This window comes from Massilia aerilata (assembly GCF_042656905.1).
Taxonomy (GTDB): Bacteria; Pseudomonadota; Gammaproteobacteria; order Burkholderiales; family Burkholderiaceae_D; genus Telluria; species Telluria aerilata.
The window spans coordinates 390,508-410,349 of the sequence record NZ_JBHSMZ010000026.1 but is presented as its reverse complement, the minus strand read 5'-3'; the positions used below and the strand labels follow the sequence as shown (position 1 = coordinate 410,349).

Below are 19,842 nucleotides of genomic sequence, written 5' to 3'. Positions count from 1 at the left end.
CACTGCATGTGAATTCTCAGCCGCCGATATTGATGCCGCCGGCGCTGCCACCGATGCCTCCCATGCCACCGCCGGGCCCGCCCATGCCGCCGCGGCCATGACCGCCCATGCCGCGGCCGCCGCGTTCGCCACCCTTTTCGCCGCCCCGCTCGCCGCCTGGACGCCCTTCAGGCACCACGCGCAGCAGCTGCTCGTTCACCAGGGCCGCCACCTGGCGCCGCTGGGCATCGTCGAGGGCATCGTTCACGCTCAGCCAGAGTTCGCGCAGCTGCCTGTCTTCCTGGACAGCGGCCGCGCTTTCCGCTTCCACCAGCGCGTTCAGCTCGCGCAGTTCGACGTCCGGCTTCGCCAGCAGCGTTTTCGCCTTGTCCTGCAGCGCCTCGCGGCGGTGCTGGCGCTCGCGCAGCACTGCGCGCGAGCGGCTTTCGACCTGCTGCCACAGGGTCTGCTGGTTGGCGTTCAGGTTCAGCGACTTCTTGAATTCGGACGCCATCGGCACAAGGTCTTCGGCGCGCATGTCCATCAGCGGGACGGCGAGCGTCGACCCTGCGGCGCCGAGGGCACAGGCGAACAGGCAGGCGCGAAGGAGGCGGGTAGGCATAAGGATCGTCACCATAAAAAAGCCCACGGGGGCACCGTGGGCAAAGACCACTTCAAGAAGTGGAGAGAGAGAAAAACTGATAAGAACTATAGGCGCGGGGGTTTTCTCTCGTGTTGATTCTTACAATTACTTACGGCGCACTGGCGGCGGCCATACATGGATTTACAAGTTCGCGGAAATCGTAAAGACGATCAAACCGTAACCCCAAAAAACGTCATTCCCGCGAAGGCGGGAATCCAAGTTCTGCGATTTGCAAACAAACTTGGATTCCCGCCTGCGCGGGAATGACGGGGTGTTACTGTAACTAGCGGGGTCTTAGTCGCGTGCCAGCTGGCGGCGCTCCGGAATCAGATCCTTCGCATCGACCAGATTATCCTTGTAGGAATCGAAGATCTTGGCCAGCGCATCGCGCATATTGACCTGCGGCGCCCAGCCCAGTTCCGAGACCGTGTTTTCGATCTTCGGCACGCGGTTCTGCACGTCCTGGTAGCCGGCGCCGTAGTAGGCGCCGGAACTGGTTTCGACCAGCTGCACCTGCTTGGCGGTGTCGCGGTATTCCGGGTACTCGGCGGCCAGTTCCAGCATCATGTGGGCCAGTTCGCGGATCGAGTAATTGTTCGACGGATTGCCGATGTTGTAGATCTTGCCGCTGGCCTTGCCGTCCTTGTTGTCGATGATGCGCACCAGCGCGTCGATACCGTCGTCGACATAGGTGAAGGAGCGCTTCTGCGCGCCGCCGTCGACCAGCTGGATCGGTTCGCCGCGCACGATGTGGCCCAGGAACTGGGTCAGCACGCGCGAAGAACCCTCTTTCGGGGTGTGGATCGAATCCAGGCCGGCGCCGATCCAGTTGAACGGGCGGAACAGGGTGAAGTTCAGGCCTTCCATGCCGTAGCCCCAGATCACGCGGTCCATCAGCTGCTTGGAGCAGGCGTAGATCCAGCGCGGCTTGTTGATCGGGCCATAGACCAGCTCCGAGTTCTCCGGGTCGAATTCGTCGTCGTGGCACATGCCGTAGACTTCCGAGGTCGACGGGAACACCAGGTGCTTCCTGTACTTGGCGGCCGAGCGCACGATGGGCAGGTTCGCCTCGAAGTCCAGCTCGAACACCTTCAGCGGCGCCTGGACATAGGTCGACGGGGTCGCGATGGCGACCAGCGGCAGGATCACGTCGCACTTCTTGACGTGGTACTCGACCCACTCCTTGTTGATCGTGATATCGCCTTCGAAGAAATGCATGCGCGGATGGCCGAGAAGCTCCGTGATGCGCTCGGAATTCATGTCCATGCCGTAGACTTCCCAGTCGGTAGTCTCGAGGATGCGCTTGGACAGGTGGTGGCCGATAAAGCCGTTGACGCCGAGAATGAGGACTTTCTTCATTTTAAATAAGCAACATATGCACGTGAACGGGCCATTATATCACCGTGCATATTCACGAAGACCGGGCTCGGGCGTCCGTTCCGCGCGCGGGACAGTTATACTCCACTACGCTCAGGCATAACCTTATCGAAGGACCGACCAGCACATGGGCTCGAAACTCAAGCATTCCGCCCTCCTCGCCCTGGGCGCCGTTCTCGGCGTCGCGGTCACGATGCAATTTTCGGCGCTGGCCCAGAAGCCGGTCGCGGACGGCATGCCCCTGGACAGCCTGCGCCAGCTGGCCGGCGTCTACGGCCTGATCAAATCCACCTACGTCGAGCCGGTCGAAGACCGCAAGCTGATGACCCACGCCATGTCCGGCATGGTCAATGCGCTCGACCCCCATTCGGCCTACCTGGACAAGAAAGCCTACCGCGAACTGCGCGAGGGCACCGAGGGCCGCTTCGTCGGCCTCGGCATCGAGATCGGCCAGAGCGACGAGGGCTACGTCAAGATCGTCGCCCCGATCGAGGATTCGCCGGCCGCCCGCGCCGGCATCCAGGCCGGCGACCTGATCGCCCGCATCGACGGCGCGAAAGTCCAGGACATGGACATCGACGAAGCCATCAAGCGCATGCGCGGCGAGCCGCACACCAAAGTCGTGCTGAGCATCCTGCGCGAAGGCAGCAAGGCGCCGCTGGAGATCGCGGTGGTGCGCGACGAGATCGTGCAGAAGAGCGTCAAGGGCAAGATCGTCAAGGCCAACGGCGACGGCTATGCCTGGGTGCGGGTCGCGCAGTTCCAGGAGCCGACCGTCAACGACCTGGCCGCCAAGCTGGCGGCGCTGGCGCGCGAGGAGCCGAACCTGAAAGGCCTGGTGCTCGATTTGCGCAACGACCCGGGCGGCCTGCTGCAGGGTGCGATCGGCACCGCCGCCGCCTTCCTGCCCGCCGGCGCGGAGATCGTCTCGACCAACGGCCAGCTGGAAGAATCGAAGGCGCGCTTCTACGGCCGCCCCGAGCACTACATGCTGGGCCGCGGCGACGACCCGCTGAAAAAGCTGCCGGACCTGTTTAAGACCATCCCGATGGTGGTGCTGGTGAACACCGGCTCGGCCTCGGCCTCGGAAATCGTGGCCGGCGCGCTGCAGGACCACAAGCGCGCGGCGATCGTCGGCAGCCCGACCTTCGGCAAGGGCTCGGTGCAGACCATCCGTCCGATGGCCGGCGAGACCGCCGTCAAACTGACCACGGCGCGCTACTACACGCCCAGCGGCCGCTCGATCCAGGCGCGCGGCGTGGTGCCCGATTTCCCGGTCGACGAAAACGCCGACGGCGACGGCCTGAACGCGCTGCGCATGCGCGAAGCCGACCTGAAAAGCCATCTCTCGAACGACCGCGAGCGCGAGGAAGCCACGCGCAAGGACGACATCAGGGCGCAGATGCGCATCCTGGCCGCCGAGCGCCGCCGCAAACCGGTCGAATTCGGCAGCGACACCGATTTCCAACTGGCCCAGGCGCTGCGCCACTTGCAGGGCTTGCCGCTGCAGCTGTCGAAGCGGGCCGGCGGCATGGACAGGGCCGGACCGCTGGCGCAGCAGGCCCACTGACGCACTTTTGATCTGATACCGGGGCCGTTCCCACGCTCTGTACGATTGTGTAGAATCGGCAGATTCACCGGGAGTTTCCTCCCGTTATCACCTTGGAAAGCCAACCATGAAACCTGTCGTCATCAGCGGCACCGGCCTGTTTACGCCACCGAATTCGATCTCCAACGATGAGCTGGTGACGGCCTTCAACGCCTACGTCGAACTGTTCAACGCCGAGCATGCGCAAAAGATCGCGGCCGGCGAAGTCGCCGCGCTGGAACCGTCCAGCAGCGGCTTCATCGAGAAAGCCTCGGGCATCAAGTCGCGCTATGTGATGGAAAAGGCCGGCATCCTCGATCCGACCCGCATGACCCCGCGCATCAAGGAACGCGCCGACGAGGAACTGTCGCTGCAGGCCGAGATCTGCGTCGCCGCCGCGCGCCAGGCCCTGGCCCGCGCCGGCCGCACCCCGGCCGACATCGACATGGTGCTGGTCGCCGCCAGCAATATGCAGCGCGCCTACCCGGCGATGGCGGTCGAGGTCCAGGACGCGCTGGGCATCGAGGGCTTCGGCTTCGACATGAACGTTGCCTGCTCATCGGCCACGTTCGCGATCCAGACCGCGGCCGGGGCCGTGCAGACCGGCCAGGCGCGCGCCGTGCTGGTGCTGAACCCGGAAATCACCAGCGCCCACCTGAACTTCCGCGACCGCGACAGCCACTTCATCTTCGGCGACGCCTGCACCGCGATGGTCATCGAAGCGCTTGAGACTGCCGTCGGCGAGCACCAGTTCGAGATCCTCGATTCGAAGCTGAAGACCAAGTTCTCGAACAACATCCGCAACAACTTCGGCTTCATGAACCGCTTCGACGAAGACGGCGTCGGCCAAGCGGATAAACTGTTCCGCCAGCAGGGGCGCAAGGTTTTCAAAGAGGTCTGCCCGATGGCGGCCGAGACCATCCGCAGCACGGTCGAAGGCGCCGGCCTGAAGGTCGAGGACATCTCCCGCTTCTGGCTGCACCAGGCCAACCTGAGCATGAACCAGCTGATCGTGCGCACCCTGCTGGGCCGCGACGCCGAGGCCGGCGAGGCGCCGGTGATCCTCGACACCTATGCCAACACCTCCTCGGCCGGCTCGATCATCGCTTTTCACTCCTACCAGGACGACCTGCCGAGCGGCGCCCAGGGCGTGATCTGCTCCTTCGGCGCCGGGTATTCGATCGGTTGCGTGGTGGTGCGCAAGAAGTGATAGTCGTCGTCCCTGCGCAGGCAGGGACCCAAGCTCATCAACAACCAACACTCTTCACTCACTGAAGAGTGTTGGTAGTTCCAGTCCTACAAAGGTGCGCTCCCGATTCCTCTGGAATACGGCCTTCCCCGCGCGCATCATCTCCCAGTCAGCGCATCAATTGCGCAGCACCTGAGGAGGATCAAAATGACGAAGCAAAAAGGACCTGATAGCGTCCGCGCACGCGGCATCGCCAAGGAAAAAACGGTCACCGTCGCGAACGGCAGCCAGCAACCGCGGGCGCCGGGCTGGGTCGCGCCTGGCGGTGCCAACGTGCAGTCGGCAAATATTGAGCAGCAAGGTGCGGCGCTGCGCTCCCGCGGTTCGCTGCAGGGCAACGGCATGGGCGACCAGAACCTCGGCAGCCAGCGCGGCGGCGCCCAGCAAGCCGGCTGGAGCGCCCGCCAGAGCGCCCAGCGCATGCAGGCGCGCGGCGAGGAAGACCGCCTGAACGCCTCGCGCCAATCGGGCTACGGCGGCATGGAACAGAAGCAGGCCTCGGGCTCGCAATCGACCCAGAGCGCGCAGCCGGCCTCGGATGATTCGAGCAGGAAGACCAGGAAACGCAGCAGCGGGGCCGGGCAGGATTGAGCCCGGTTTGTTGGCGATAGCGGCCGGGCAGCGGTAGGCGCCCGGCCATTTTTTGCGCCGGCGGTGCCCCTTACCGGGCCGCCGCCCACAACAGGGACAGGCCGGACGAGACCATCAAGCCGTCCACCAGCAGCCTGAAGGTGGCGGGCTGCATCCGCAACACCACCGATCTGGCGAAAAACGAACCGCTCATCAGCGCCACGCCGGCGATCAAACCCTTCGCGACCACATCGGCCGGCAGCGCCCCGAACTCCTTGAATGCCGTGATCTTGCTGACATACACCGCGAGCGAGGCAGCCGCCTCCGTCGCCAGGAAAGCACCACGCTCCAGGCCATACGAGGTGAACACCGGCACCGTGATCGGGCCCGTCGAGACCACGATCCCGGTCAGGAAGCCTACCGGGCCGCCGATCAAGGCCAGGTGCAGCAGGCTGAACCTGAAGTCGCGCCGCGCCAGCCAGCGCCGCGCCGGCACCATCCCGATGAAAAACGCGCCGAGCACAAGGTCGACGGCATGGACCGGCAGCGCCAGCAGCGTGCGCACGCCAAGCGCCGCCCCCGGCACCGCGGTCGAACAATATGCGGCGCAGACCCGCCAGTCGATCTCGCGGCGCCAGGCCAGCACCTTGCCGAGGTTGCCCATTACCGCGCCGATCGCCATGATGGGCACCGCCTGCTGCGGACCGAAAAAGATGACGAGGACCGGCATCAGCATCATCGACGAACCGGTGCCGACGATGCCGCTGACCACCCCGGCTGCCACGCCGACCAGCAGCACCAGCAACCAGGCCGTCGCCACGCTGTCCATCACAGGCGCGCCGCCAGCTCCGCCCCTTCGCGGATCGCCCGCTTCGCGTCCAGTTCGGCCGCCAGCGCCGCGCCGCCGATCTTGTAGAAACGCGGCCCAGCCTTCGGCTCATCCGAAGGCATCAGCGCCGCCAGGCTTTCCTGCCCGGCGCAGACGATCACGTTGTCCACTTCCAGCAGCTTCTGCTCGCCGCCCACCGTGATGTGCAGGCCGGCGTCGTCGATGCGGTCGTACTGCACGCCCGCCAGCATCGTCACCCCATTGCGCACCAGGGTGGCGCGGTGCACCCAGCCCGAAGTCTTGCCCAGTCCCGCGCCCGGGCGCGTGGTCTTGCGCTGCAGGAGCCAGATGCTGCGCAGGGGCGTCGGCTTGTGCGCATCAAGCAGGCCGCCCGCCGTGCGCACGCTGGGATCGACGCCCCACTCCGCCATCCATTGTTCGACCGGCACCGGCAGCGCCTCCGCCGGATCGTGCAGCAGGAATTCCGCCGTGTCGAAGCCGATGCCGCCGGCGCCGATGATCGCCACGCGCTTGCCGACAGGCGCGTTCGCGCGCAGCACGTCCAGGTAGGACAGCACTTTCGCATGGTCGATGCCCTCGATGCGCGGCATGCGCACCGTGACGCCGGTGGCCACGATCACGTCGTCGTAGCCGGCCGCGACCAGTTCTTCGCGCGTCACGCGCTGCCCCAGGCGCAGCTGCACCCCCGTCAATGCCAGCTTGCGCCCGAAGTAGCGGATGGTCTCCGTGAACTCTTCCTTGCCGGGGATGCGCATGGCGACGTTGAACTGGCCGCCGATACGGTCGTGCGCATCGAACAGCGTGACCTCGTGCCCGCGCTCGGCGGCGACGGTGGCCGCCGACAGCCCGGCCGGCCCCGCCCCCACCACGGCCACGCGGCGCTTGCGCACCACCGGGCGGAACACCAGCTCCGTCTCATGGCAGGCGCGCGGATTCACCAGGCAGGTCGCGCGCTTGTTCGCGAAGGTGTGGTCAAGGCAGGCCTGGTTGCAGGCGATGCAGGTGTTGATCTCGTCGCTGCGGCCCGATGTCGCCTTGGCGACCCAGTCGGCGTCGGCCAGGAAGGGGCGCGCCATCGAGACCATGTCGGCGTCGCCGCGCGCCAGCAGCTGCTCGGCATCGTGCGGCATGTTGATGCGGTTCGAGGCCACCACCGGGATGCCGACTTCCTTGCGCAGCCGGCCCGCCACCTCGGCAAAGGCCGCGCGCGGCACCGAGGTCACGATGGTCGGAATCCTGGCTTCATGCCAGCCGTAGCCTGTATTCAGGATGGTCGCGCCGGCCGCTTCCAGGGCCTTGGCCACGGCCACGACTTCAATCCAGGTATTGCCGCCTTCGACCAGGTCGAGCACCGAGTGGCGGTACATGATGATGAAGTCGCGGCCCACGGCTTCGCGGATGCGGCGCACCACCTCGACGGGCAGGCGCATGCGGTTCTCGATGGCCCCGCCCCAGCGGTCGGTGCGGCGGTTGGTGCGCGCGCACAGGAACTGGTTCAGCAGGTAACCTTCGCTGCCCATCACCTCGACGCCGTCGTAGCCGGCCTGCTGCGCCAGCTTCGCGCAGCGCACGTAGGCCTTGATCGTGGATTCGATCCCGCTTTCGCTCAGCGCGCGCGGGCGGAACGGCGAGATCGGCGACTTCTGGTTCGAGGCCGAGACGACCAGGGGCTGGTAGCCGTAGCGTCCTGCGTGCAGGATCTGCAGCAGGATCTTGCCGCCCTCCTCATGCACGGCGCGGGTGACGCGGCGGTGGTTCAGGACGTCGCCCATGAAATTGAGCGTGCCGCCGAAAGGCAGCAGCCAGCCCTGGCGGTTCGGCGAGATGCCGCCGGTGACGATCAGGCCGACGCCGCCGCGCGCCCGCTCGCGGTAGAAGGCCGCCAGCTTGCCGTAGTGATAAAAGCGGTCTTCGAGCCCGGTATGCATCGAGCCCATGATCACGCGGTTCTTCAGCGTGGTGAAGCCGAGGTCGAGGGGGGACAGCAGGTGGGGGTAAGCGGTGGTGGGGATGGGTGCGTTCATTCGAGTCCTTGATGAACGTCGTTCCCGCGCAGGCGGGAACCCAAGTTCTGCATTAGCAGCCGAAACGCGTACAAACTTGGGTCCCCGCCTTCGCGGGGACGACGGTGGCTGCATTACACCCGCTTTTCCTGGAGCCGTGTTTCTAAAATGATCAGCTCAAACGGGATAGCTCTCCGGCGAACGAATCTCCGCAAACTGCTCGATACTGCCGATCCGCACCGTCACCGGATTCAAACTGGCCTGCGGCGACATCGAGCGCCAGGCGAATTGCCACTCCTTTTCGCGGGCTTCGGCCGCGGTCTTGGTAAAAGCCAGGCCGAGGCGCGAGCGCACGCCGTATTCGACCGGGCCGTCGATGCCGGCCCAGTTGGGCAGCGTGCGCTGGACCGCGCGGTGCAGGCGCTCGCCGAATTCTTCGGTGTTGTGGATGACCAGGCAGGCGTCGGCCGGGCCCAGCGCGGTGAACAGCTGCTTGTCCCAGGCCTGCGAGAAGGACAGGGTCAGGAAGCCGTTCGCCGGCAGCAGGCGGAACTGGCCGGCGCCGAGCGCCTGTTCCAGGTCGGAGCGCATGCCATAACGATGCAGGGTGGGGGGACGTTGGTAGTCGTGCATAAACTGGTCTTTCGGTTGATTCTAACGGGCGGTGTCATGCAGGTGCATGCGCATGTAGCGGAAGGAGACGAACACCTCGCGCAGCAGGAAAATGAAACTGGCGATCAGGGCCACCATCGCCAGCACGAACATGCCGGCGATGTAGCGGTCGAGCGGCAGGTTGGCGGTGTCGTCGAGGAACAGGAAGGCGATGATCACGCAGATCAGCAGGCCGCAGGCGGTGCTCGACGTCAGCGCGTAGTTGATCAGCTGCCAGCGCGTGTAGAGCACGTCCAGCTCCTCGCTGCATTCCTCGTTCGGCGCCTTGCGCAGCGCTTCCTTGAGCACGCGGGTGCGGTCGATGATGCGCGCCAGGCGGTTCATCAGCACGGTCAGCTTGGTCGCCACGCCGGTGAGCAGGAATACGGGCGCGATGGCAAGCTGGATGACGTGGCCGATGTCGTTGGTCTGGATGTTCATGAGCTCTTATTCGAATTTGCCGAAGCGCTTGAACTGTTCCGTGGCTGCGACAAGGGCACGCGCAATCCCGTGTTCCAGCGCGCCGTGGCCGGCGTCCGGGATCATGCGCAGGCGAGAATTCGGCCAGGCCTGGTGCAGGCGGTAGGCCGACAGCGGCGGGCAGATCACGTCGTAGCGGCCCTGCACGATCACCGCCGGCAGGTGGGCGATGCGGCCGAGGTCGCGGATCAGCTGGTCATCCTCGAGGAAGGCACCGTTCGCCATGTAGTGCGACTCGAGCCGGCCGACGCCCAGGTCGAGGGTGTCGGACGAGGTCTCCTCTTCCTGCGGCAGCAGGAACACGCGGCGGCCCTCGAAGCGGCTCCAGGCGCGCGCGGCCGGCCAGTATTGCTGCGGGTCGTCGCACAGCAGGCGGCGCGTATAGGCCTTCAGCAGGTCGCCGCGTTCCTCGAGCGGAATCGGGGCGATGAATTCGTCGTACAGCTCGGGATAGAACCACTGCACGCCGTACAGGAAGAACTCGATCTCGGCCGGGGTGCACAGGAAGATCCCGCGCAGCACGAAGCCGAGGCAGCGCTGCGGATGCGCCTGCCCGTAGGCCAGCGCCAGGGTCGAGCCCCAGGAGCCGCCGAACACCAGCCAGCGCTCGATGCCGAACATGGTACGCAGGCGTTCGATGTCCTCGATCAGCAGCTGGGTCGTGTTATTGCGCCATTCGCCCAGCGGGGTCGACTTGCCGGCGCCGCGCTGGTCGAACAGGATCACGCGGTAGACCGCCGGGTCGAAGAAGCGCCGGTGCTGCGGCGACAGCCCGGCGCCGGGACCGCCGTGCAGGAAGATCACCGGGATCCCGTTCGGGTTGCCCACCTCTTCCCAGTAGATCGTGTGCAGGCCGTCGACGGCCAGCATGCCGTGGCGGTTGGGCAGGATGGGCGGGAACAGCGACGGCGGAATGGCGGGCATGGGCATGGTTTTCATGGAGCGACAGCCCGATTGTAGCGCACCGCCCGGCCGTATCAAATGCGCATCAGAAGAAGGTGTTCAAGGCCCCACGCACCAGGTAGTCGTCGTCCACCGCCAGCAACAGCGGCCAGCGGTCGAAGGTCGTGCACGGATGCGAGATGCCGCAGCCGACCAGGTCGCCGACCGCCAGGCTGTCGCGAATGGGGTCCCCCTCCGGCAAACGCAGGTAGGCGTGCTGGTCGTTCATCTTGACGATCTCGCAGGCGGCCGGCAGCGCATGCGGCGCGCCGGGGCCGGGGCGGTGGGTCCACAGCGGCACCGGCAGGCCGGCGTCGTGCGAGGCGTCGCGCTTGCCCATGGTGAGGATGGCCAGGCCCGGTTCGGGGCGCGACTGCACCACGCTCCAGATTTCCAGCGCCGGGCGCAGCCCCTCGCCGGGCTTGATGCCCTCGCGCCGGTCGAGGCGCTGCAACTGGACCTGGTACATGCCATGGTCGCTGGTCAAATAACAGCCGCTGCGCAGCACCGGGCGCAGGGGCCGCGACAGGCCGTGCAGGCCCTGGAAGCCGCGCGCGACCAGGTCGAAGAAACCGGAACCGCCGGCCGTGACCAGGATCTCGGGGCTGCCGAACAGGCCCTCGTCGTCGGCTTCCAGCACCAGCGCGCACAGTTGACGCACGAAGTCCTCGACCGCCTGCGGGTCGTCCAGCAAACCCTCGTAGCCTTCGAAGCCGGCCAGCAGCAGGCCAGGCGCCCGTTCGAGCGCGCGCGCCACCGTCATCGCCTCGTCAAGCGTGCGGCAGCCGGCGCGCTTGCCGGACAAGCCGAGTTCGACCAGCACCGGCAGCGGCCGGGAAAGCGGGTGCTGCGCCACCTCCTCGGCCAGCCGCGCCACCCCGGCCAGCGAGTCGGCCAGCACGAAGCATTCGAAATCCGGATCGTCGTGCAGCAGCTGCAGCACGGCGCGCACATCGCTTCTCGCCACCAGCTGGTTGGCGACCAGCACCCGCCGCACGCCGAAGCGGTGCGCCACCTGCACCTGCACCGCATTCGCCAGGGTGATGCCCCAGGCGCCGTTGGCGAGCTGGGCGCCGAACAATTGCGGGCTCATGGTGGTCTTGCCGTGCGGCGCCAGCTCGACTTTGTTGCGCTCGCAGAAGGCGCGCATCCAGTCCAGGTTGTGGCGCAGCGCCGAGGTTTTCAAGACCGCGACCGGGAAACTGGTGTCGCCATGCAGCAGCTTCCAGCCCTGCACGCCGATCGCGCCCTGGCGCAGCGGCGCCGTGATCGGCAAGCCTTTGACGCCGGGTTGCAACAGCTGTTCTTCAAGACTGGACAGCGCAAGGCCGCCGTGGGGCAAGGCATTCATGGGTTCCTCAAACTTTTCAATTCATCGTCCAGGTCGCGCAGCAGCAAGCCGGCGCTCGGCATCACGTCGCGCGCACCCGGGGTATAAAACACGCCGGTGGCGATGCCGTCCTGCTCCAGCTGGGGCAGCAGCTCGCCGACCAGTTCGTCCAGCGGAAACGACTGCGGCTCGTAGCCGGTCCACTCGTAATCCGCGCATATTTTCGCAAATTCGCTGTCCGGCCACAGCGGAAACACCAGGGTGCCGTCTTCCTTCTTCGCCAGCGCCCAGCCGTTGCGGTACAGGCTCCATACGGTGCGCGTGACGGCCACGCGTCGAATGAAATATTCGTAGCGCTGCGGACCGGAGAGCATCACGGTTTCCTGCACCTGCCTGGTATCGATTGCCATGCTGGCCGCCTTGTCCTTGTCCTTATCGTCAACCGAGGATACGACAAGGCGCCGCGGGCATGGCGCAGCCCAGCGGCTATTCGTCTTCCAGCAACTGCTGCAGGCGGCGCGGGTAGTGGTTCAGGAAATCGCGGGTGACGGCGTAGTGCTCGGTGTCTTCGTAGTCGACGTGGTTGAGGCCGCATTCGTCGAACAGCAGGATTTTCGCTCTTGGATAGGCCAGCAGGATCGGCGAATGGGTGGCGATGATGAACTGGGCGCCCTGCCGCACCAGCTTGTCGATCACGGCCAGCGCGGCCAGCTGGCGGTTTGGCGAGAGCGCCGCTTCCGGCTCGTCCATCAGGTAGAGACCATTGCCGCTCAAGCCCTGCAGCACGCGCATGAAGGCTTCGCCATGCGAATTGAAATTCAGGCGCGGCGGCGGCGGCGAACCGAATTCCTTCGCCGCCTCGTCCAGGTAATTGAACATGCTGAAGGCGCTTTCTGCCCGCAGGAAATAGGAAAAGCGCGGCTGCCTGAAACCCCTGGCCAGTTTCAAGTGGCGATGCAGCGGCGATACTTCCGATTGATCGCGCAAGATATTCCGCGTGCCGCCCTCGGCCGGCAACCCCAGGGCCACCGCGATCGCTTCCAGCACGGTCGACTTGCCGGCGCCGTTCTCGCCGACGAAGAAGGTGACGTCCGGATGCGGTTCGAGCACGCCCAGCTCGCGCACGGCGGGAATCGAAAAGGGATAGCGCTCGGGATCGACCTCGGCGGCGGGGTCGATGGAAACCGAGCGCAGGTAAGGCTTGGCGGTGAAGGACACCGTCTGTTTACTGCATGTGCTGGCCGCCGTTGATGGCGATGTTGGCGCCCGTCACGAAGGCTGCCTCATCCGAGGACAGGTAGGCGACCAGGCCGGCCACTTCTTCCGGCTTGCCCAGGCGGCCCATCGGGATCTGCGGCAGGATCTTCGATTCCAGCACTTCGCTCGGGATGTCGGTCACCATCTTGGTGCCGATATAGCCCGGCGAGATGGTATTCACGGTCACGCCCTTGCGCGCCACTTCCAGCGCCAGCGCCTTGGTGAAGCCGTGGATGCCGGCCTTGGCCGCCGAGTAGTTGGTCTGGCCGAAGGCGCCCTTCGAACCGTTGACCGACGAGATGTTGATGATCCGCCCCCAGCCGCGCTCGACCATGCCGTCGGCGACCGGCTTGGTCATGTTGAACACGGAATCCAGGTTGGTCCTGATCACCGCATCCCAGTTGACCTTGTCCATCTTCTTGAAGGTCATGTCGCGCGTGATACCGGCATTGTTCACCAGCACGTCCACCGGACCGACTTCCTGGGTCACCTTGGCCACGCAGGCCTGGGCCGAATCGTAGTCGGCAACGTCGCACTCGTAGGCCTTGAATTCGTGACCCTGTTCCTTCATTGCGGCGAGCCAGCCCTCTGCCTTCTTGCTGCCCGGCGAATACGTCGTCACGACCGTATAGCCGAGCGCCAGCAGCTTGATGCTGATTGCTTCACCGAGTCCGCCCATGCCGCCAGTCACTAATGCCACCCTTGCCATTGTCTTCTCCTAGTTTTTACGAACCGGTTATTGTCGTTGGAACTACTTGACTACTTGTTCAGCGCTCGACCGCCAGCGCAACGCCCATGCCGCCGCCGATGCACAGGCTGGCCAGCCCCTTCTTCGCATCGCGGCGGACCATTTCATGCAGCAGGGTCACCAGCACGCGGGCGCCGGACGCGCCGATCGGGTGGCCCAGCGCGATGGCGCCGCCGTTGACGTTGATCTTCGAGGTGTCCCAGCCCATCTGCTTGTTGACGGCGACGGCCTGGGCCGCGAAGGCTTCGTTGATTTCCATCAGGTCGACGTCTTCGTGCGTCCAGCCGGCCTTTTCCAGGCAGGCGCGTGCCGCCGGCACCGGGCCCATGCCCATGATGGTCGGGTCCAGGCCCGACAGCGAATAGGCCTTGATGCGCGCGATCGGGGTCAGGCCCAGTTCTTTCGCTTTCGACGCCGACATCAGGATCACGGCGGCGGCGCCGTCGTTCAGGCCGGAGGCGTTGCCGGCGGTGACCGAACCTTCCTTGTTGAAGGCCGGGCGCAGGGTGGCCAGGCCTTCCAGGGTGGCGCCATGCTTCGGATACTCGTCGGTATCGAAGACGGTCGTGCCTTTCTTGGAAGCGATCTCGATCGGGATGATCTCGTCCTTGAACTTGCCATCCTTCATGGCGGCTTCGGCCTTCAGCTGGGATTGCAGCGCGAATTCGTCCTGTTCGGCGCGCGAGATCTCGAACTTGCGCGCCACGTTCTCGGCGGTCACGCCCATGTGGTACTGGTTGTAGACGTCCCACAGGCCGTCGACGATCATGGTGTCGGTCATCTTGACGTCGCCCATGCGGAAGCCGTCGCGCGAGCCGTTCAGCACGTGCGGTGAAGCGCTCATGTTTTCCTGGCCGCCGGCGATGACGATCTCGGCGTCGCCGCACTTGATGGCCTGGGCCGCCAGGTGGACCGCGCGCAGGCCGCTGCCGCAGACCACGTTCAGGGTCGAGGCCGGGACGCTGTCGGGCAGGCCGGCCTTGATCACGGCCTGGCGCGCCGGATTCTGGCCGACGCCGGCGGTGAGCACCTGGCCCATGATGACTTCGCTGACGGCGGCCGGATCGATGCCGGTCCTGGCCATCAGCTGCTTGATCACCTGCGCGCCCAGTTCCGTGGCAGGGACCTTCGAGAGGCTGCCGCCGAATTTGCCGATGGCGGTGCGGCCGGCAGCCACGATGACGACGTCTTCCATATCAATCTCCGAAAAGTAAGCCTGTTGGGCAGAAAGCCAACAATGTTAGATACATCCCTAGTAAGACGTTTAAGCAAAATCAATCTTATCAGTTTATTTATTGAAGAGAACTGCGAAAACTACTTAGCGCACTATTACGGAGCATCTCTTATTGTTCAGTTTTTTATGTAGGGAAATACCCGTTGCCGCCTATAACCAAAGGGCTGAAACCCTTTACCTTTCAAGGAAATTTCACAGTAGAATGCACGGGCTAGTGCCAACCAGAACGTTTTATGTCCAAGAGCCCGACTTCCTTACCCATCGAAATCAAGATTTCCACGGTCGTGGCCATTTCGACCATCCTGCATTCGGCCGATCCGATCGCGATCGATGCCGCACTCAAGCAGATGACCGGCGGGGTATCGGACTTTTTCGAAGATGAATTCGCCGTCATCGACATCGCCGGCATCGCCGACGATGCCGCGCAAGTCGACTGGCCGGCGCTGGTGGGCCTGCTGAAGAATTACCGCCTGAACGCGGTCGCGGTGCGCGGCGCCCCGGCGGCGCTGCACGACACGATCCGCGCCCATGGCCTGTTCCTGGACGACGGCTCGAGCGGAACGCGCGCCTCTGAAACGCGGGCCGCGGCCCCGGCGCCGCGCGAGGAAGCGCCGGCTGCACCGGCGCCGGCACCGGCCCCTGCGCCCGCCCCGGTACCGGCCGCGCCAGTCCAGGCCATGGTCGTCGACACCCCGGTGCGCGCCGGCCAGCGCATCTATGCGCGCGGCACCGACCTGATCATCACGGCGGTCGTCAATAACGGCGCCGAGATCATCGCCGACGGCAGCATCCACGTGTATGCGCCGCTGCACGGCCGCGCCCTGGCCGGCGCCTCCGGCAATGCCGACGCGCGCATCTTTGCGCTGGCGATGCAGCCGGAACTGGTGTCGATCGCGGGTGTTTATCGGACGTTCGACGAAGGTTTCCCGACAGAACTGTCGCGCCAGCCGGCACAAATCCGTTTGGTTGGCGACCGAATCGATATATCATCGCTGGGTTCGGCGACTCGCGCCTGAGCTACCCGGCACTGACCAGATACTGAATAGGACTGAAATATTTCATGGCAAGAATTATCGTTGTAACGTCCGGCAAGGGCGGTGTGGGCAAGACCACTTCGAGCGCGAGCTTCTCGACCGGCCTGGCAATGCGCGGCTTCAAGACCGCGGTCATCGACTTCGACGTCGGCCTGCGTAACCTCGACCTGATCATGGGTTGCGAGCGCCGCGTGGTGTACGACCTGATCAACGTCGTCAACAAGGAAGCCACCCTGACCCAGGCCCTGATCAAGGACAAGCACTGCGACAACCTGTTCATCCTGCCGGCCTCGCAGACCCGCGACAAGGACGCCCTGACCGAAGACGGCGTCGAGCGCGTGCTGAACGATCTGGTGCAGATGGGCTTCGACTACATCATCTGCGATTCGCCGGCCGGTATCGAGCATGGCGCGCTGATGGCCCTGACCTTCGCCGACGAAGCCGTCATCGTCACCAACCCGGAAGTGTCGTCGGTGCGCGACTCCGACCGCATCCTCGGCATCCTGCAGGCCAAGTCGCGCCGCGCCCAGAGCGGCGGCGAACCGGTCAAGGAACACCTGCTGATCACCCGCTACTCGCCGCGCCGCGTGGAAAACGACGAAATGCTGTCCTACGAGGACGTCCAGGAAATCCTGCGCATTCCGCTGATCGGCATCATTCCGGAATCGGAAGCCGTGCTGCACGCCTCGAACCAGGGCAACCCGGCGATCCACTTCAAGGAAACCGACGTCGCCCAGGCCTACCAGGACGTGGTCGGCCGCTTCCTCGGCGAAGAGATCCCGCTGCGCTACACCAGCTACGAGAAGCCGGGCTTCCTGCAGCGCCTGTTTGGAGCAAAGTGACATGCCTCTGCTTTCATTCCTGTTTCCTCAGAAACAGAAAAGTGCGGGTGCGGCCAAGGAAAGGCTGCAGATCATCATCGCCCGCGAACGTGGCGGCCGCAGCGGCCCGGACTTCCTGCCGGCCCTGCACCGCGAGCTGATCGAGGTGATCTCGAAGTACACCAAGGTCAACGCGGACGACATCAAGATCTCGCTGGACCGCCAGGGCAACCTGGAAGTCCTCGACGTCAACGTGGTCCTGCCGGACGCCTAAACCGGCGCCGCTGTCTTTTGTCCTACCTCCTGCGCCACCCTGGCGCAGGCTTCCACGTGCTGGTACCCCATCTGGCGGAACAGCGCGAACCCGATCGCCGCGGAGGCGATCTGCCCCGCCAGCGGGACGATCTTGGTGGCCGACTTGGCCGCCAGCTTGGCCCCCGACTTCCGTAACAGTTTCAGCACGAGTTCCTTGGTCACCAGCTTGCCCACCAGCGTGCTGCCCAGGGCCGCCATCGCCTGGTAAGTCACGACCCGCATGTGCGGCTGCAGCGCCTCGATCTGCGCGGGCGTGAGGCCGAAGTCCTTGTTGATGGCCTCGACCATGGAGGCGAAACTGGTGAGATCCGCCACGATGTCCACACCGGGAATCGGCACCGCCGAGATGCCGGCCGAAATCGCCGCCTTCCTGCGCACCAGCGCCCGGCAGCGTTCGCGCACCTGGCCGATGTCGTCGCTCGACAGGGGCAGCAGCGCCACCGTGCCGGCATGGGTCTGTGTCTTTTTTCTGAAGATTTTTTTGAGCATCGCCTTCCCCGGTTTGCTTTCGTAAGGACAGTGTAGCCCGGCTGCAGCGGACGCGTTGTCACGGCTGTGACGCTATTCCCCAACGAAAATGTAAATTTATCTGAAGCATATGTAGCTTTGATTTTAAAAAGTCTGCTATATTCGGAAATAAGTTGTAGGAGTGCTCCTACAGCAACATTAGTTGTAGTCCCACCGGCCGAAAAAGCACCATCATGAGAATTACAGTACTGGATAACGATACCTCCCAGGCAGAGCTGATCTGCCAGGTGCTGACCGGGGCCGGGCACCAATGCCAGGCCTTCGACAGCGGCAAGGAAATGCTGGGGCAACTGCGCAAGGACAGCACCGACCTGCTGGTGCTCGACTGGCAGGTCAACGACGTGCCGGGCGCCGAGCTGCTGCGCCGCGCCAAGGAAAAGATGGCGCCGAACACGCCGACCATCTTCCTGGCCGGCAGCGCCTCCGAGGACGATATCGTGTCCGGCGTCACCGCCGGCGCCGACGACTACCTGGTCAAGCCGCTGCGCCGCGGCGAGCTGGTGGCGCGGGTGCAGGCCCTGCTGCGCCGCGCCTATCCGTCGCAGAACGGCGCCGAGCAGCTGCAATTCGGCCCCTACACCTTCGAAACCCGCCCGGGCCGCCTGACCATGGGCGGCGAAGCGATCGACGTCACGCACAAGGAATTCAACCTGGCGCTGCTGTTCTTCCGCAACCTGGGGCGTCCGCTGTCGCGCGCCTACATCCACGAGTCGATCTGGGTGCGTGAAACCGCGGTGCCGTCGCGCACCATGGACACCCACGTTTCGCGCGTGCGCAACAAGCTGCGCCTGCGTCCGGAAAATGGTTTCCGCCTGGTTCCGGTGTACAGCTACGGCTACCGGCTGGAGAAGCTGGGCGCCTGAAGCCATGCCGTGAAACCCTCCACGCAAGAGGGTATAATGGGCGCGCTGCCCATTTTTTGACCACCCATGCAACTGCTCGCCGTCGGCCTGAACCACACCACAGCACCGGTCTCGCTGCGCGAGCAACTGGCGCTGGCGCCCGAGCACCTGGGCGGCGCCGTGCAGGCGGCGCGCGGCTGGTTCAGCCGTTTCAACAGCGGCGGCGACGACGAAGCCGCCCTGCTCTCGACCTGCAACCGCACCGAGATGTACGCCGCCAGCGACGTCGCCGATCCGCTCGACGCCTCCGCGCGTTTCCTGGCCGATTATCACCAGCTGAATTTTTCCGAACTGCGTCCGCACCTGTACATGCTGCCCCAGCATGACGCCGTGCGCCACGCCTTCCGCGTCGCTTCCGGGCTCGATTCGATGGTGCTTGGAGAGGCCCAGATCCTGGGCCAGATGAAGGATGCGGTGCGGGTCGCCGACGAAGCCGGCGGCCTGGGCACCTACCTGCACCAGCTGTTCCAGCGCAGCTTCGCGGTGGCCAAGGAAGTGCGCAGCACCACCGAGATCGGCGCGCATTCGGTGTCGATGGCCGCCGCCGCGGTGCGCCTGTCGGAACGCATCTTCGACGCCGTCAGCGCGCAGAACGTGCTGTTCATCGGCGCCGGCGAGATGATCGAGCTGTGCGCCACCCACTTCGCGGCCCACAACCCGAAATCGATCACGATCGCCAACCGCACGCTCGAACGCGGCGAGAACCTGGCCGCCCGCTTTTCCGGCCGCGCGATCCGCCTGGCCGAGCTGCCCGAGCTGCTGCCGCAGTACGACATCGTGATCTCCTCGACCGCATCGACCCTGCCGCTGATTGGTAAAGGCCTGGTCGAGCGCGCGATCAAGGCGCGCCGCCACCGCCCGATGTTCATGGTCGACCTGGCGGTCCCGCGCGATATCGAACCGGAAGTGGGCAAGCTCGACGACGTATTCCTGTACACGGTCGACGACCTGGCCGACGTGGTGCGTACCGGCGTCGAACACCGGCAGGCGGCCGTGGCCCAGGCCGAAGCCATCATCGAGAACCGCGTGCAATCCTTCATGCACTGGATCGGCGACCGCGCCGTGGTGCCGGTGATCCGCGACCTGCACGAGTCCAGCGAAAGCCTGCGCCTGGCCGAACTCGAACGCGCGCGCCGACTGCTGGCGAAAGGCGAGGACGCCGACGCCGTGCTGGAAGCGCTGTCGAAGGGTCTTACCGCCAAATTCCTGCACGGCCCGCAACAGGCCCTGCACCGTGCCCAGGGCGACGAACGCGCGCGCCTGGCCGCCCTGCTGCCCCAGCTGTTCCGCGGCCGCCGTTAGCGTCCCCCGCTTCTGCTATCCTGCGGTCGCGACCGCATT

The 19,842-nt window shown here is 65.2% G+C and carries 21 protein-coding genes; 8 read left to right on the top strand and 13 right to left on the bottom strand.

The window, feature by feature from the left end:
- Window positions 1–16: 16 nt before the first annotated feature.
- Both ACFPO9_RS27185 and ACFPO9_RS27180 read right to left on the bottom strand, forming a co-directional pair.
- Window positions 17–601, bottom strand: coding sequence for a hypothetical protein (locus ACFPO9_RS27185; protein WP_379777463.1), 585 nt, complete (start codon window positions 599–601; stop codon window positions 17–19).
- 315 nt (window positions 602–916) lie between these two features.
- A complete protein-coding gene (locus ACFPO9_RS27180; protein WP_379777461.1) occupies window positions 917–1,981 on the bottom strand; it encodes a bifunctional UDP-4-keto-pentose/UDP-xylose synthase in 1,065 nt (354 codons plus the stop codon).
- Between the two features lie 145 nt (window positions 1,982–2,126).
- Between ACFPO9_RS27180 and ACFPO9_RS27175 the strand changes: the two genes are divergently transcribed.
- The 3 genes from ACFPO9_RS27175 to ACFPO9_RS27165 all read left to right on the top strand — a co-directional run bounded on the left by ACFPO9_RS27175 (window position 2,127) and on the right by ACFPO9_RS27165 (window position 5,427).
- On the top strand, window positions 2,127–3,569 hold the full coding sequence (locus ACFPO9_RS27175; RefSeq protein ID WP_379777459.1) for a S41 family peptidase: 1,443 nt from the start codon (window positions 2,127–2,129) through the stop codon (window positions 3,567–3,569).
- A gap of 106 nt (window positions 3,570–3,675) precedes the next feature.
- Window positions 3,676–4,797 (top strand): beta-ketoacyl-ACP synthase III, encoded by a 1,122-nt coding sequence (locus ACFPO9_RS27170; protein WP_379777457.1) that lies wholly within the window; start codon window positions 3,676–3,678, stop codon window positions 4,795–4,797.
- Between the two features lie 186 nt (window positions 4,798–4,983).
- Window positions 4,984–5,427 (top strand): hypothetical protein, encoded by a 444-nt coding sequence (locus ACFPO9_RS27165; RefSeq protein ID WP_379777455.1) that lies wholly within the window; start codon window positions 4,984–4,986, stop codon window positions 5,425–5,427.
- 70 nt (window positions 5,428–5,497) lie between these two features.
- Here the strand turns inward: ACFPO9_RS27165 and ACFPO9_RS27160 are convergent, their stop codons facing one another.
- From ACFPO9_RS27160 to ACFPO9_RS27115, 10 genes are all read right to left on the bottom strand, one after another.
- The gene (locus ACFPO9_RS27160; protein ID WP_379777669.1) at window positions 5,498–6,235 is read right to left on the bottom strand and encodes a sulfite exporter TauE/SafE family protein; all 738 of its coding nucleotides are present in this window, start codon (window positions 6,233–6,235) and stop codon (window positions 5,498–5,500) included.
- Window positions 6,235–8,280 carry an FAD-dependent oxidoreductase gene (locus tag ACFPO9_RS27155; protein WP_379777453.1) on the bottom strand — a complete coding sequence of 682 codons (2,046 nt, stop codon included), beginning with the start codon at window positions 8,278–8,280 and terminating at the stop codon, window positions 6,235–6,237. The genes ACFPO9_RS27160 and ACFPO9_RS27155 overlap by 1 nt, the downstream gene beginning before the upstream one ends.
- Window positions 8,281–8,436: 156 nt before the next feature.
- On the bottom strand, window positions 8,437–8,892 hold the full coding sequence (locus ACFPO9_RS27150) for a hypothetical protein (protein ID WP_379777451.1): 456 nt from the start codon (window positions 8,890–8,892) through the stop codon (window positions 8,437–8,439).
- A 21-nt stretch (window positions 8,893–8,913) separates the two neighbouring features.
- On the bottom strand, window positions 8,914–9,351 hold the full coding sequence (locus tag ACFPO9_RS27145) for a DUF2721 domain-containing protein (RefSeq protein WP_379777449.1): 438 nt from the start codon (window positions 9,349–9,351) through the stop codon (window positions 8,914–8,916).
- Window positions 9,352–9,357: 6 nt separating this feature from the next.
- Window positions 9,358–10,314 (bottom strand): prolyl aminopeptidase, encoded by a 957-nt coding sequence (gene pip / locus ACFPO9_RS27140; protein WP_379777667.1) that lies wholly within the window; start codon window positions 10,312–10,314, stop codon window positions 9,358–9,360.
- Between the two features lie 64 nt (window positions 10,315–10,378).
- Window positions 10,379–11,683: an amino acid deaminase gene (locus ACFPO9_RS27135; RefSeq protein WP_379777447.1), complete on the bottom strand. Its 1,305-nt coding sequence runs from the start codon at window positions 11,681–11,683 to the stop codon at window positions 10,379–10,381.
- A complete protein-coding gene (locus ACFPO9_RS27130) occupies window positions 11,680–12,072 on the bottom strand; it encodes a DUF2750 domain-containing protein (protein WP_379777445.1) in 393 nt (130 codons plus the stop codon). Before ACFPO9_RS27130 ends, ACFPO9_RS27135 begins: the two co-directional genes overlap by 4 nt.
- A gap of 76 nt (window positions 12,073–12,148) precedes the next feature.
- Window positions 12,149–12,880 carry an AAA family ATPase gene (locus ACFPO9_RS27125; RefSeq protein ID WP_379777443.1) on the bottom strand — a complete coding sequence of 244 codons (732 nt, stop codon included), beginning with the start codon at window positions 12,878–12,880 and terminating at the stop codon, window positions 12,149–12,151.
- 7 nt (window positions 12,881–12,887) lie between these two features.
- Window positions 12,888–13,628: an acetoacetyl-CoA reductase gene (phbB, locus tag ACFPO9_RS27120; RefSeq protein WP_379777441.1), complete on the bottom strand. Its 741-nt coding sequence runs from the start codon at window positions 13,626–13,628 to the stop codon at window positions 12,888–12,890.
- 58 nt (window positions 13,629–13,686) lie between these two features.
- Window positions 13,687–14,862 (bottom strand): acetyl-CoA C-acetyltransferase, encoded by a 1,176-nt coding sequence (locus ACFPO9_RS27115; protein WP_379777439.1) that lies wholly within the window; start codon window positions 14,860–14,862, stop codon window positions 13,687–13,689.
- A 272-nt stretch (window positions 14,863–15,134) separates the two neighbouring features.
- Between ACFPO9_RS27115 and minC the strand changes: the two genes are divergently transcribed.
- Genes minC through minE form a run of 3 tightly spaced genes read left to right on the top strand, consistent with a single transcriptional unit; the run spans window position 15,135 to window position 17,030 of the window.
- A complete protein-coding gene (minC, locus tag ACFPO9_RS27110) occupies window positions 15,135–15,917 on the top strand; it encodes a septum site-determining protein MinC (protein ID WP_379777437.1) in 783 nt (260 codons plus the stop codon).
- A 44-nt stretch (window positions 15,918–15,961) separates the two neighbouring features.
- A complete protein-coding gene (gene minD / locus ACFPO9_RS27105) occupies window positions 15,962–16,777 on the top strand; it encodes a septum site-determining protein MinD (protein ID WP_379777436.1) in 816 nt (271 codons plus the stop codon).
- Window position 16,778: 1 nt separating this feature from the next.
- Window positions 16,779–17,030 (top strand): cell division topological specificity factor MinE, encoded by a 252-nt coding sequence (gene minE / locus ACFPO9_RS27100; RefSeq protein WP_379777435.1) that lies wholly within the window; start codon window positions 16,779–16,781, stop codon window positions 17,028–17,030.
- Here minE and ACFPO9_RS27095 read toward each other — a convergent pair.
- Window positions 17,027–17,560: a hypothetical protein gene (locus ACFPO9_RS27095; RefSeq protein ID WP_379777434.1), complete on the bottom strand. Its 534-nt coding sequence runs from the start codon at window positions 17,558–17,560 to the stop codon at window positions 17,027–17,029. The two genes, minE and ACFPO9_RS27095, sit on opposite strands and share 4 nt — an antisense overlap.
- 212 nt (window positions 17,561–17,772) lie before the next feature.
- On the opposite strand from ACFPO9_RS27095, the gene ACFPO9_RS27090 reads away from it, so the two are divergent.
- Window positions 17,773–18,462, top strand: coding sequence for a response regulator transcription factor (locus ACFPO9_RS27090; protein WP_379777432.1), 690 nt, complete (start codon window positions 17,773–17,775; stop codon window positions 18,460–18,462).
- Between the two features lie 66 nt (window positions 18,463–18,528).
- The gene (gene hemA / locus ACFPO9_RS27085; protein ID WP_379777429.1) at window positions 18,529–19,803 is read left to right on the top strand and encodes a glutamyl-tRNA reductase; all 1,275 of its coding nucleotides are present in this window, start codon (window positions 18,529–18,531) and stop codon (window positions 19,801–19,803) included.
- Window positions 19,804–19,842: the final 39 nt, after the last annotated feature.

Bases quoted from the DNA above. Each gene is read 5' to 3' on its own strand.
- ACFPO9_RS27185 (WP_379777463.1), bottom strand. From the start codon at position 601: ATGCCTACCCGCCTCCTTCGCGCCTGCCTGTTCGCCTGTGCCCTCGGC.
- ACFPO9_RS27180 (WP_379777461.1), bottom strand. From the start codon at position 1,981: ATGAAGAAAGTCCTCATTCTCGGCGTCAACGGCTTTATCGGCCACCAC.
- ACFPO9_RS27175 (WP_379777459.1), top strand. From the start codon at position 2,127: ATGGGCTCGAAACTCAAGCATTCCGCCCTCCTCGCCCTGGGCGCCGTT.
- ACFPO9_RS27170 (WP_379777457.1), top strand. From the start codon at position 3,676: ATGAAACCTGTCGTCATCAGCGGCACCGGCCTGTTTACGCCACCGAAT.
- ACFPO9_RS27165 (WP_379777455.1), top strand. From the start codon at position 4,984: ATGACGAAGCAAAAAGGACCTGATAGCGTCCGCGCACGCGGCATCGCC.
- ACFPO9_RS27160 (WP_379777669.1), bottom strand. From the start codon at position 6,235: ATGGACAGCGTGGCGACGGCCTGGTTGCTGGTGCTGCTGGTCGGCGTG.
- ACFPO9_RS27155 (WP_379777453.1), bottom strand. From the start codon at position 8,280: ATGAACGCACCCATCCCCACCACCGCTTACCCCCACCTGCTGTCCCCC.
- ACFPO9_RS27150 (WP_379777451.1), bottom strand. From the start codon at position 8,892: ATGCACGACTACCAACGTCCCCCCACCCTGCATCGTTATGGCATGCGC.
- ACFPO9_RS27145 (WP_379777449.1), bottom strand. From the start codon at position 9,351: ATGAACATCCAGACCAACGACATCGGCCACGTCATCCAGCTTGCCATC.
- pip (WP_379777667.1), bottom strand. From the start codon at position 10,314: ATGCCCGCCATTCCGCCGTCGCTGTTCCCGCCCATCCTGCCCAACCGC.
- ACFPO9_RS27135 (WP_379777447.1), bottom strand. From the start codon at position 11,683: ATGAATGCCTTGCCCCACGGCGGCCTTGCGCTGTCCAGTCTTGAAGAA.
- ACFPO9_RS27130 (WP_379777445.1), bottom strand. From the start codon at position 12,072: ATGGCAATCGATACCAGGCAGGTGCAGGAAACCGTGATGCTCTCCGGT.
- phbB (WP_379777441.1), bottom strand. From the start codon at position 13,628: ATGGCAAGGGTGGCATTAGTGACTGGCGGCATGGGCGGACTCGGTGAA.
- ACFPO9_RS27115 (WP_379777439.1), bottom strand. From the start codon at position 14,862: ATGGAAGACGTCGTCATCGTGGCTGCCGGCCGCACCGCCATCGGCAAA.
- minC (WP_379777437.1), top strand. From the start codon at position 15,135: ATGTCCAAGAGCCCGACTTCCTTACCCATCGAAATCAAGATTTCCACG.
- minD (WP_379777436.1), top strand. From the start codon at position 15,962: ATGGCAAGAATTATCGTTGTAACGTCCGGCAAGGGCGGTGTGGGCAAG.
- minE (WP_379777435.1), top strand. From the start codon at position 16,779: ATGCCTCTGCTTTCATTCCTGTTTCCTCAGAAACAGAAAAGTGCGGGT.
- ACFPO9_RS27095 (WP_379777434.1), bottom strand. From the start codon at position 17,560: ATGCTCAAAAAAATCTTCAGAAAAAAGACACAGACCCATGCCGGCACG.
- ACFPO9_RS27090 (WP_379777432.1), top strand. From the start codon at position 17,773: ATGAGAATTACAGTACTGGATAACGATACCTCCCAGGCAGAGCTGATC.
- hemA (WP_379777429.1), top strand. From the start codon at position 18,529: ATGCAACTGCTCGCCGTCGGCCTGAACCACACCACAGCACCGGTCTCG.